The organism is Microcystis sp. M169S2 (assembly GCF_020245865.1).
Taxonomy (GTDB): domain Bacteria; phylum Cyanobacteriota; class Cyanobacteriia; order Cyanobacteriales; family Microcystaceae; genus Microcystis; species Microcystis ichthyoblabe_A.
This window is the reverse complement of record NZ_JADBUB010000021.1, coordinates 1-10,282: the sequence shown is the minus strand read 5'-3', so window position 1 is coordinate 10,282 and position 10,282 is coordinate 1. Positions and strand designations below refer to the sequence as shown.

General features: G+C 42.0%; 12 protein-coding genes and 3 pseudogenes. 7 read left to right on the top strand and 8 right to left on the bottom strand.

What is annotated here, in order from left to right; genetic code table 11:
• Positions 1-108, top strand: a pseudogene (locus IM485_RS02050) (Rpn family recombination-promoting nuclease/putative transposase); the annotation flags it as partial.
• A 319-nt stretch (positions 109-427) separates the two neighbouring features.
• Positions 428-628 carry a hypothetical protein gene (locus IM485_RS02045; RefSeq protein ID WP_104397593.1) on the top strand — a complete coding sequence of 67 codons (201 nt, stop codon included), beginning with the start codon at positions 428-430 and terminating at the stop codon, positions 626-628.
• A 17-nt stretch (positions 629-645) separates the two neighbouring features.
• On the opposite strand, the gene IM485_RS02040 is transcribed toward IM485_RS02045, so the two are convergent.
• From IM485_RS02040 to trxA, 7 genes are all read right to left on the bottom strand, one after another.
• A complete protein-coding gene (locus IM485_RS02040) occupies positions 646-1,104 on the bottom strand; it encodes a cupin domain-containing protein (RefSeq protein ID WP_002800061.1) in 459 nt (152 codons plus the stop codon).
• A gap of 48 nt (positions 1,105-1,152) precedes the next feature.
• The gene (gene folP, locus IM485_RS02035) at positions 1,153-1,995 is read right to left on the bottom strand and encodes a dihydropteroate synthase (RefSeq protein ID WP_104397592.1); all 843 of its coding nucleotides are present in this window, start codon (positions 1,993-1,995) and stop codon (positions 1,153-1,155) included.
• A 134-nt stretch (positions 1,996-2,129) separates the two neighbouring features.
• Positions 2,130-2,927, bottom strand: coding sequence for a hypothetical protein (locus IM485_RS02030; protein WP_104397591.1), 798 nt, complete (start codon positions 2,925-2,927; stop codon positions 2,130-2,132).
• Positions 2,928-3,069: 142 nt separating this feature from the next.
• Positions 3,070-3,729, bottom strand: a complete 660-nt coding sequence (locus tag IM485_RS02025) for an ATP synthase subunit B family protein (RefSeq protein ID WP_104397590.1) — start codon at positions 3,727-3,729, stop codon at positions 3,070-3,072.
• 36 nt (positions 3,730-3,765) lie between these two features.
• Entirely contained in the window at positions 3,766-4,239 is a 474-nt protein-coding gene (gene coaD / locus IM485_RS02020) for a pantetheine-phosphate adenylyltransferase (protein WP_287740893.1), read from the bottom strand.
• Entirely contained in the window at positions 4,236-4,520 is a 285-nt protein-coding gene (locus tag IM485_RS02015; RefSeq protein ID WP_002750041.1) for a DUF427 domain-containing protein, read from the bottom strand. The genes coaD and IM485_RS02015 overlap by 4 nt, the downstream gene beginning before the upstream one ends.
• 33 nt (positions 4,521-4,553) lie before the next feature.
• Positions 4,554-4,871: a thioredoxin gene (trxA, locus tag IM485_RS02010; RefSeq protein ID WP_002739627.1), complete on the bottom strand. Its 318-nt coding sequence runs from the start codon at positions 4,869-4,871 to the stop codon at positions 4,554-4,556.
• A gap of 350 nt (positions 4,872-5,221) precedes the next feature.
• On the opposite strand from trxA, the gene map reads away from it, so the two are divergent.
• The 4 genes from map (at position 5,222) to pth (ending at position 8,089) form a co-directional block, all read left to right on the top strand.
• Complete coding sequence (gene map, locus IM485_RS02005; protein ID WP_287740890.1) at positions 5,222-6,067, top strand: type I methionyl aminopeptidase; 846 nt, start codon at positions 5,222-5,224, stop codon at positions 6,065-6,067.
• Positions 6,068-6,135: 68 nt separating this feature from the next.
• On the top strand, positions 6,136-6,537 hold the full coding sequence (locus tag IM485_RS02000; protein WP_104397587.1) for a universal stress protein: 402 nt from the start codon (positions 6,136-6,138) through the stop codon (positions 6,535-6,537).
• Between the two features lie 651 nt (positions 6,538-7,188).
• Entirely contained in the window at positions 7,189-7,413 is a 225-nt protein-coding gene (locus tag IM485_RS01995; RefSeq protein ID WP_104397586.1) for a DUF2811 domain-containing protein, read from the top strand.
• A 49-nt stretch (positions 7,414-7,462) separates the two neighbouring features.
• The gene (gene pth / locus IM485_RS01990) at positions 7,463-8,089 is read left to right on the top strand and encodes an aminoacyl-tRNA hydrolase (RefSeq protein WP_193960646.1); all 627 of its coding nucleotides are present in this window, start codon (positions 7,463-7,465) and stop codon (positions 8,087-8,089) included.
• 67 nt (positions 8,090-8,156) lie between these two features.
• Here the strand turns inward: pth and IM485_RS01985 are convergent.
• Positions 8,157-9,366, bottom strand: a pseudogene (locus IM485_RS01985) (ISAs1 family transposase).
• Positions 9,367-9,715: 349 nt separating this feature from the next.
• On the opposite strand from IM485_RS01985, the pseudogene IM485_RS01980 reads away from it, so the two are divergent.
• A pseudogene (locus tag IM485_RS01980) lies at positions 9,716-10,144 on the top strand (WD40/YVTN/BNR-like repeat-containing protein); the annotation flags it as partial.
• Positions 10,145-10,282 lie beyond the last annotated feature (138 nt).

Sequence of the window (10,282 nt, the reverse complement as noted above, 5' to 3'; positions counted from 1 at the left end):
ACAATTCCTCTACTGCAAGACCTCGGTTTAACCCCGCAACAAATCTCGGAACGCTTAGACTTGAATCTGGAAACAGTGCTTAACTATTTGGCACAACAGCAACAATGATCAATCCTGTTTCAACAGTCTAGAAAAACAGCAATTGCTAAGTAGAATGGATAGTAGTGAATTAGTGACCTTTAAGCTATCAGCGATAACTCGATGAATAACGACTTATTGACTTTCTTCTTTTGTGTTGCTCTTCTCATTCTCTATCTAGTTTTTTCAGCTTTAACCGAGATGGGAACAAAATGGCCTTGGACAAAAAAATAAGAGAAATACTTAATCGATGTGAGTAAACATAACACAGGCTAAGGGATTCGGTCATTGGAAAAATTCTCGAGATTTGCTATCTAAAAAATTAACTCGATCGCTCTACTGATAAAATATGAAACTAATTGGTGATATTTCCCCGAGTTTGGATTTATTCTTGTTGCTTTTTTTCTGGCATTGTCTCATCGGTGGCATTGCTACAGTCATCGCTATCAATAAAGGCTATCCAAGATTAAATTGGCTAATCTTCGGACTTCTGGGAGGAACCTTTACCTTTTTTATCGCTCTTTTCCTGAAAAAAAATACCAAAATTTAAGGAATAATATGGCTTGATCATCCTTTAATAGTTCCCATCAACACCTCTAAATCTTCTGCGTCTAACTCCTCTGGGATACCATTGCGAATTAATTCCGAAAAATCCTCATTGGGAACCATAAAACATAGTGCATAAAGTCTTCCGTCCCCCACATTTCTAATCTCGTGAATACCCGTGGGACGGACTAATAAACTATCCCCTGGACCGAGGGGAATCGGTTTACCATCACAGATAGCCATTCCCTCCCCTTTGAGGATAAAAAACATTTCTACAGCAAAATGATGACGATGGGTAGGGGTGCAACCGTGGGGATCGAAAATTTCCACACAGACGGTCAAGGAATCCCCCGCTACGGTAGAATCAAAGACGATCGCTAAACGATTCGTATCCCCAGCGCTAATGCGAAAAACTTGATAATCCCGGGGAGATCGAATCACGGGTAACATACAATGATCGCTGGTTAGTTGGCTATTCATCGCTAATTTCGATCGAACTGTGGATGATTCTAAGACTAGCAAAAATTTTCAACTTCGCTCGATTGCGTCCACCACTTTACTCACATCTACGATCGCAGCCACATCATGAACCCGCAGGATATCGGACCCCTTAGCGATCGCTATGGCACAGGCCGCCGCCGTTCCGAAAACTCGTTCTTTTGGGTCATCTTTGCCTGTAATCTCGCCGATAAAGCGTTTTCTCGACAATCCAATTAAAATAGGTAAATCTAAATCCCGAAATTGCCCTAATTCTCGCAATAACTCAAGATTTTGTCGTCCAGTTTTGGCGAAACCAATCCCCGGATCGATGATAATATTTTCCCTAGCAACACCCCACTGTAAAGCTTCCTTAACGCGATTCTGTAAAAATTCTTTAATTTCCTTGACTAAATCATCATAATGTGTTAGAGATTGCATGGTTTGCGGATTGCCCCGCAGGTGCATGAGGATGATGGGAACGGCCAATTTAGCCACCGTAGGCAATAATAGGCGATCGAAGGTTCCCCCAGAAATATCATTGATCAAATCGGCCCCGGCGGCGATACCTTGGGCTGCTACGATCGCCCTAGTGGTATCGAGAGAGATAGGAATAGAACTTTGTTGTCGAATAGCGGTGATTACGGGGATAACTCGCGATAATTCTGCTTCTAGGCTAATTTCTTGCGCTCCTGGACGGGTGGATTGACCACCGATATCGATTATATCAGCCCCGGCCTCGATCATTTTCATCGCCTGTAGCAGGGCATTTTCAACATTGTCAAATTCTCCCCCATCACTAAAACTATCGGGAGTAACGTTCAAAACACCCATGATATAGGTGCGTTTTCCCCAAGCAAAAATATGTTCACGAATTACCGTTAAATTAGACATAATACTAAATCCTGCTGAAAAAGTAGATGAATTATGAATTATGAAGTGGGGAGAATAAATCAAAATAATCTCCTGATAACTGATTACTGATTACTGATAACTGATTACTGATTACTGATTACTGACGGTGATAGTTAATTTTTAGGTAGAGAAGAATCTTTTAATTCAAAATAAGCTTGTACTTCTTCTTTCCAGAGTTGAAATTTTTCTTGAATTAGTTGATATTGACTGGCAAAATCGAGGGGCAAATCAACGAGATTGGTATCGATATCGGATTGCACTAATTCCCGTTCGATCAGGGTTTCTCGGATAAATTTTAAACATTCTTGTCTCAAAGTTTCCGCTTGGTCAATAATTAGCTGGACTTGATTAATTGCTCGATCGTACAATGGGGTTTGTGAATGAAAAATTTCGGAAGATGCGGCCAGATTTCGCAGTCTATGTAATTGATTTTTCTTTTCTACTAAACTGGCAATTTTGGGGTTAATTTCAAAAAGCAAGGTTTTCACAAGAGGAGCCAAGCGGCGAGTGTTAGTATAATCGTAGTTATTAAAGTCTGATTTAATCAGGTGTACTTGTTGTAAATCGACGGTAATATCGTGGAATTGGATCTCGGTTTCGGTGATGGTGGGATGAATTGTTTTAACTTTCCACGTGGTAACGGAAGTCAACTGATGGCGATCATTATTAACCATTTGCTGCTCCATTTTCAGCACATCGAGGGGAATGCTATAAAGTTTTTTCTCAGGGATATAGATAACATCGCTACCGAGAATGCGATCGATTTTAGGACGACGGTATAAATAATGATACAGGAATCGATAAAAGCTTTTACTGCCTTGAAAAATCTGGACTAATAACCAAATTTTCCAGCTGAATAACCCGCTGAGAAAGCGTCCGAATAGATGGGAATTCGAGGAGGGGTTATTCATGAAATTCCGTTATCAGTTATCGGTGAGGAATCGGAGGTTTGGTTCTTTTCAGCGATCAGTAAATAGAAAAGAGTAATCAGGGATAAAGATAAAGATAACTAACTAATTAACTCAAAACTTACATCTGATAACTGATAACTGATTAAGGACGTTCTCCGGGTAGATTTTTTGAAGATGTTGGTTTCGATCTTACCTGTTGACGACCGTTGCGGATAACTTGTAACATTTGCCCTAATTGTCGATCAAGATCTTCTAAAACCGCTTCAGCATAGTCGTCAGCGCCTTTTTGAATTTCATGACATTCAGCTTGGGTTTTTTGTCGTAACTGTTGTACTTCCTGCAAGGTGCTGTGACGCATCTGTTCGATTTCATCGAGGGTTTGTTGTTGCAAGGATTCGCATTCCTGCTGAACCCGTTGACGAATTTGGGCCGCTTGCCGTTCTGCTTGTTGAATAATACCAGACTCGTCGAGAATTTGGGCGGCTCTTTGTTGAGCGGAACGCAGGACTTGTTGAGCGTATTCCTCCGCTTTAGTGATAATTTCCTGTTCTTCCTGTAAAATGGCTAAAGCTTTCTGTACTGCTGGTGGCACGGTTTCATAGATGAGATCGATCTGTTCGGAAATCTGTCCCTCATCGATCATTGTCCAACGGGTGAGGGGGATATGGAAACTATCAAAAATCATCTCTTGCAGACGCGCCAAATCCTGATAGATATCGAAATCGACGGGTGGACTGGGAACCCCACTATTAGAAGTGTTAGGTACTGCTTTTTTGGGATCATTAGGTTCTCGGCGCGCCATAGGTTCAGATCGTCCTCATTACTGTATTTTAGTATGTTAACTGTAGTATGAGTAAATATCCCTAGAAACGTTTTCTGGGACTAGATGGGTGACAGAGCCACCGAATTGAGCGATTTCTTTAACCACGCTACTACTTAAAAAACTATATTCTTTAGTGGTGGCTAAAAAAACCGTTTCGATTCCTTCCCAGAGAGTTTTATTGGTGTGTGCCATTTGCAGTTCTTTTTCAAAGTCCGAGAGAACCCGCAACCCCCGCAACAGCACCTTAGCACCTTTCAATCTGGCATATTCAACCGTTAATCCTGAAAAACTGTCTATCTCAACGTTTTTCAGGTGTTTTGTACAGTAGCTGATCTGTTCTATGCGTTGTTCGACGGTAAACAGGGGGTTTTTATGGGGATTGCAGAGAACTGCCACGATTACTCGCTCGAATAGTGGCACACTGCGTTCGATAATATCTAAATGACCGAATGTAACTGGATCGAAGCTGCCGGGGTAGATGGCGATCATTTCTCAACCTGCACACCTCGCCAAAAAGCGATATATCCTTTGATATTTTGGGCTTTTGGCTTAGGATCGGGATAATACCAAGCGGCATCTTTATTGTCCTGTCCATCTACCCTGAGAGTATAGTAACTAGCCTCTCCCTTCCAAGAACAAATTGTATGGGTGTTACTGGGTTGAAAATATTCAGCTTTGATGGTATCGGGGGGAAAATAGTAGTTCCCCTCGACAATTTCACAGTTATCGCTTTCCGCTACCACTGCACCATTCCAAATCGCCTTTGCCATGACACTAACTCCTAGTTCTGGTTCAAAATTATCTTACAACAGAGTTTGTAAATGTTGAACCAGTTGGTTAACCTGCACCACTCCCTCGATTCGATCGATCGGTTGACCATTTTTAAAGACTACTAAAGTCGGTAAAGCTTGAATACCGTACTTAGTAGCTAAATTAGGATATTTGTCTGTATCAATTTTGACAATTTGTAGGCGATTTTTGAAATACATTCCCGTTTGTTCTAGAATCGGAGCCATCATTTGACAAGGACCGCACCAAGTGGCATAGAAATCCACTAACACGGGAAGATTAGTGGTTTGCAACAGTTCCTCAAAACTGGAAAACTCTTTTTTGACTGCCATAAATTGTCACCTCGCCGGAAAAATAGCCTTTTTCCTACTATAGCTTTTCTACTGAAGGGGTGACAACGAGGTTGAAGTCTAGGCTGGGTGTGGGGTGTGGGGAAAATCTCCTCGCTGTCAGCCGTCAAATTCATTAACTTACTTAAGCTTAAACCTGATTCTCTCGTCCTCATTTCGGGGAAAGTCTCAAGGTTTTTCCCTACACCTTACCCCCACACCCTGTTTCACTTTCAATCTGCTTGTCACCCCTTGAGACTTTTCTTTTTCTAGATGTTCCTTGATTTCTCCAGAGCAGTCATCGATCGCCGGGAAAATGCTAAGTTAAGTAAAGACTCGACAGCCAAATCTCCATGAACATCCTAACCAAGCTGCTTTTTCCCGAAACTAAAACCCCAGAGCAAGTAGGTTCACCGCGAGTACAGAAAAGCCGCCGGGGAATCGAAACTAAATCCGCCGCAGAAATCGTTATTATGCGACAAGCGGGTAAAATTGCCGCTACAGTCCTCAAAGAAATTGCCCAGATCGCTCAACCCGGGATGACGACGGCGGATCTGGATGCTCATGCGGAAAAACGTATCCGCGCAATGGGTGCTACTCCCAGTTTTAAAGGTTATTATGGCTTTCCTGCCTCGATTTGTGCCTCCGTCGATAACGAAGTCGTTCACGGTATCCCTAGCCCGAAAAAACGCCTCAAGGCCGGTTCTGTGTTAAAGGTAGATACGGGGGCCTACTACCAAGGTTATCATGGGGATTCCTGTATCACGATCGCGATCGGTTCCGTCTCTCCCAAAGCCGAAAAATTAATCCGTGTGGCGGAAGAAGCTTTATATAAAGGCATAAATCAGGTAAAAGCTGGCAATTATCTGCTCGATATCGCAGCAGCGATCGAAGATCACGTTCAAGCTAACGGTTTCCAAGTAGTAGAAGATTTTACCGGCCATGGAGTCGGCAGAAATCTCCACGAAGAACCCTCGGTATTTAATTTTCGCACTCATCAGTTACCCAATGTCAAACTCCGCGCCGGGATGACTCTGGCAATTGAACCAATTGTCAATGCGGGATCCAAACATACCAGAACTTTGCGCGATCGTTGGACGGTGGTGACGATGGATAATGCTCTCTCCGCTCAATTTGAGCATACCGTCTTAGTAACCGCCACAGGTTACGAAATCTTAACCGATCGCAATAACCTATAAAATTGTCTATAGATTTTTTGCTCCGGAATCTTAATTGAAAATTTATTTAGTGGCAGGATTTAGTCAAAATGTTTAAAAATATCGTTGTTGCCTTAGATTGTGGGGAATCATCCCATCGAGTCCTTCATGCTTTGAATTCCCTCTCTCTAACGGCAAATTCTTCCATCATCATCACCCATATTCTTGGTAAGGAGGGAGATGAATCGGCAGTGGATCGCCCTCACCCCTCCCGTGAGATCATTGAAGATCAATTGCGCTGCTATCAATCCCAGATTGCTACCCCTAGTGAAATCGAGGTCATCTTTGGCGATCCAGCGGAGGAAATTATTCGTTTAGCTAATATCTATCATGCTGATCTGATCGTGATCGGCAGCCGGGGATTAACGGGAGTTCAACGGGTGATCGAAGATTCTGTTAGTAGTCTCGTGGTGGCAGAAGCTACCTGTTCCGTATTGGTGGTGAAAGCATAGCAGCCAGCATTCAACTAGAAAAGGTACTCTGGCAAGAGTGCCTAAGTAGGGTTGGCTGAATAAATCTAAAAACCTTGTTAGATAAGGCTTTTAGACTTTTTTGACCTCAAAAACTGCTGACCATTGGAGTGATCGGGGGTAAAATTCCTGGACTTTTTCCCTGAAAATTAGGTAACTGACTACCTCAAAATCGGTAAAACCCCACACCCCACACCCCACACCCTGCACCCACGAAAAACTTTTTGCCGCAAACCCTAAGTAGTCTTGAGCAGCACTGCTGACTAAAATTTGCAAATCTTATTTTTCCCCGATGTTTTCCCCCATACATTCCCCAGTATTTCCCCACTCAATCCCCAGTTTTCCACAGTTTACCCAGACTTTTCCACAGGCAACAGCGGTATAATCGGCACTTGCTTCCAGAAAAAATTAATCTTGACCGTCAAAATCTCCATGGATAGATACTAAGTTACTGTTAAGTTAAGTAAATAAAATCTAGCTCTAACCCTTATTCCCTCGTAAATATTAAGTTTTTCTAAACCATTCCTTTACATCTGGTAATATTGCAACTCCCCCCAACTTGGCTCACAATAGTCCTTACTGTCCACTACAGGAGTCAGGGATTTCCCCACTTCAGATTTAGAGGTAAACGATATGAATACATCAGTCAGTATCTTGGCAGAAATCCCCGAAATTCTCCACCAATCCCTACAACAATACCTAGAAACTCACCCCGGTTGGGATCAAGATGGTGTGTTTACGGCGGCTCTGTCATTTTTTCTGCTTAATTGTCAATCCCCCGAAAGGATGAATTTTGAGGAACAAAATAGCTGTGCCAAGGTTTATCTAGAAACTTTGTTCCATCGCTCGGAGTGCTAATTCGGTGATAATAAGAGTCGGGTCCTGGTTAAAAACCCGATTTTCCCCTATGAATTCCGATAAAACCCCTAATTTAATTATTCCTCAGCTGATTATCGGTTTGGGTAATCCTGAACCCAAATATGATCGCACCCGTCATAATATCGGTTTTGAAGCTGTGGACTCATTAGCGCGGGATTGGGGGCTATCTTGGCAGGAAAATAAGCGATTTCAAGGTTTTATCGCCGAGGGTGACGGTCCCCTCCCCGGCAAAATTCGTCTTTTGAAACCCCAAACCTATATGAATCGCTCCGGGCAATCGGTGCGAGCGGTGCTGGACTGGTATAAACTAGCTCCAGAGTCGATTTTAGTTATTTACGATGATATGGATCTGCCCCTAGGCCGGTTGAGAATCCGTCTATCGGGATCGGCGGGCGGACACAACGGTATTAAATCGATGATTGCCCACGTTGGCACGGAAAACTTCGCTCGTTTACGCATAGGAATCGGTAAATCAACCGAAAAAGCGACTATTTCCCATGTTTTAGGCCGATTCACTCCCCAAGAAAACCAAGTGATCTTGAAAGTGTTAGACTTGTCCAGAAAAGCGATCGAACTTGGTCTCAAACAAGGGTTACAAAAGGCAATGAGTCTCTACAATAATCAAAGTGTAGAGATTGGCTCTAATCTATGCTGATAGCAAATAAGCCCGATTTTAGTAATGGTTATAATCGCCATTTTCGTCCAGGGTAAGAGCATCTCAATTAGGCTTGACAAAAGGCTTTCAGCACAGCCATCATATAGTTATTATCCATGGCCGCCCGTTTACTTTTTTGTGCCAGACTACGTCGGTAAGTGGATTCCTGGTTAAGAGCGTTAAGTGCTACTCGTCTCAAGAAGGCTCCCATTATGAGGGCTGTGACCTGAGCGAATCCGACATTTATCTTCATTAAAAGTAACATCTAAAATCCAATGAGCCTGATTTTCAATGCCCCAATGTTTACGAATAGCATTACCTATTTTTTGAGCATCAGCGGGGAGAGAACTGAGATAAAATTGGACTTCACAAGTGGTTTTATGACCAAGATGACGAACTCGTTTAACCATGATAATACTTTGAAGTCCTAGCCATTGAGCTTGTTGATAAAGACCGCCGAAAGCTTCTAAAGGGACAGCCCAACACCAACGTTTTTCGAGGCGATGAAGACCCTTTTCCAGACGGTAATCATAACTAAATTGAATATCATCAAATTGATGTGCTTGAGCTTGCTCAAACCAGTTTTTGACCTGAGTATAAAGAGTCGGATGATTAGCTTTAAGGGCGACAACGTAGTCAGCTTTTTTGGCTTGAATATGATTAATAATCGCCGTTTGAGTTCCCATAGCGTCTAGGGTGATAATTGCCCCTTGAAGGTCTAACAGTTCTAGTAAAGCGGGAATAGCGGTAATCTCATTGGATTTATCTTCCACCTTGACTTGTCCTAAAACTAATTTCTGCTCCCCCGTCCAAGCCGTCACTAAATGCAAGGCTTTAATTCCTTGATTAGGGTCGTAAGAACCTCTGAGACTTTTCCCATCTATGGGAACTATTTCCCCCGAAAGAGAACCGATTAAATGGGGCAGCCATTGAGACAAAACTTTGGCCAAAGCTTCCGAGTTAATCCGTTCAAAAACCCGCCGAAAAGTATCATCAGAAGGAATGCCATTAGGTAATTCTAAAAACTTAGATAACCAAGACTGCTTACTGAGTCCATAATTTTCCATGTCTTCCCAACCTTCGGCTCCTGCTAAAACAGCAATGACTAAAATATCGGTTAATAAATGTTTTTGGGTTCGGGACACTCTCGGGTCAGGAATATCTTGAAGATAAGTCAATAAACTAGCTTGAATTTCATTGATTGATGTTAAAGGAAGCTCAGGTTTTAGTTGAGCTTTATTTTCGGTGGGGAGAACGGGGGCAAAACCTTTACCCATGAGCTATTTCCTGATTAATTTTCATCAACAACAGTGAGACTAAGGCTTAATTATAAATTATACAGAGGTAGCAGGGGTTCAGTCTGGGTACTGGCAGTGCGGGACGATGCTATGGCGATTTGACTACCCTATTCAGAAATCTTTGTCAAGTACAATTTATACCAAATTAGATGAGCTTACCCTGCGATTTCAACAACCTATTCAGAAATTTTTGTCGGGTACAATTTATACCAAATTATATGAGCTTACCCTGCATTTTCGTCTATTCTCATACAGAACCCTTGCTTAAATTTTGATCGCCCTTTGCTAGATTAGGTCAATTTTTATCCTCGATATTAGCAGTTTAAGTATGATTAATCGCCAAAGTTTGCTGAGATTCGCCCACAAGTTTAATCTCATTTTATTGATAATCGCTACAGTTTTTTGTCTTTGGGGTAATGCTGCTTTTGCCCATCGTCCCCATGATGTAATTAGTCAAGTGGAAGTTTCTCCTGATTTCCAGACAGATAATACAGTATATATCTTGGTGCGAAATAACTTTTATAAATCTAGCGATGGAGGCAGCAACTGGAAAAGATTAATTCAAGGTTTAGATTATACGGGTGAATTAAGTTCCCTATCCTTATCTCCCCTCAATAAAAATATTCTCTATTTAGCTTCAATATCCGATGGTATTTATAAAAGTGAAGATGCGGGGGAATCTTGGCAGAAAGTTAATCAGGGTTTAGAAACTAACTTTATTAACTTCGTAGAAATTGCCCCTTCCGATCCCAATATATAGCACTTCTTGGAGCTATAAGGTACAATGAAAAGCAAATAGACAAATAATAGAAATCGCCAGCTTCCTATGAGACCCTATTCCGTAGATTTTCGCCAAAAAATTATCGATGTCTGGAAGAAAGAAAAAATTTCTATT

What these genes read in the sequence shown, in the direction of transcription:
- IM485_RS02045 (WP_104397593.1), top strand. Translation starts at nt 428, where the DNA reads ATGAAACTAATTGGTGATATTTCCCCGAGTTTGGATTTATTCTTGTTG.
- IM485_RS02040 (WP_002800061.1), bottom strand. Translation starts at nt 1,104, where the DNA reads ATGAATAGCCAACTAACCAGCGATCATTGTATGTTACCCGTGATTCGA.
- folP (WP_104397592.1), bottom strand. Translation starts at nt 1,995, where the DNA reads ATGTCTAATTTAACGGTAATTCGTGAACATATTTTTGCTTGGGGAAAA.
- IM485_RS02030 (WP_104397591.1), bottom strand. Translation starts at nt 2,927, where the DNA reads ATGAATAACCCCTCCTCGAATTCCCATCTATTCGGACGCTTTCTCAGC.
- IM485_RS02025 (WP_104397590.1), bottom strand. Translation starts at nt 3,729, where the DNA reads ATGGCGCGCCGAGAACCTAATGATCCCAAAAAAGCAGTACCTAACACT.
- coaD (WP_287740893.1), bottom strand. Translation starts at nt 4,239, where the DNA reads ATGATCGCCATCTACCCCGGCAGCTTCGATCCAGTTACATTCGGTCAT.
- IM485_RS02015 (WP_002750041.1), bottom strand. Translation starts at nt 4,520, where the DNA reads ATGGCAAAGGCGATTTGGAATGGTGCAGTGGTAGCGGAAAGCGATAAC.
- trxA (WP_002739627.1), bottom strand. Translation starts at nt 4,871, where the DNA reads ATGGCAGTCAAAAAAGAGTTTTCCAGTTTTGAGGAACTGTTGCAAACC.
- map (WP_287740890.1), top strand. Translation starts at nt 5,222, where the DNA reads ATGAACATCCTAACCAAGCTGCTTTTTCCCGAAACTAAAACCCCAGAG.
- IM485_RS02000 (WP_104397587.1), top strand. Translation starts at nt 6,136, where the DNA reads ATGTTTAAAAATATCGTTGTTGCCTTAGATTGTGGGGAATCATCCCAT.
- IM485_RS01995 (WP_104397586.1), top strand. Translation starts at nt 7,189, where the DNA reads ATGAATACATCAGTCAGTATCTTGGCAGAAATCCCCGAAATTCTCCAC.
- pth (WP_193960646.1), top strand. Translation starts at nt 7,463, where the DNA reads ATGAATTCCGATAAAACCCCTAATTTAATTATTCCTCAGCTGATTATC.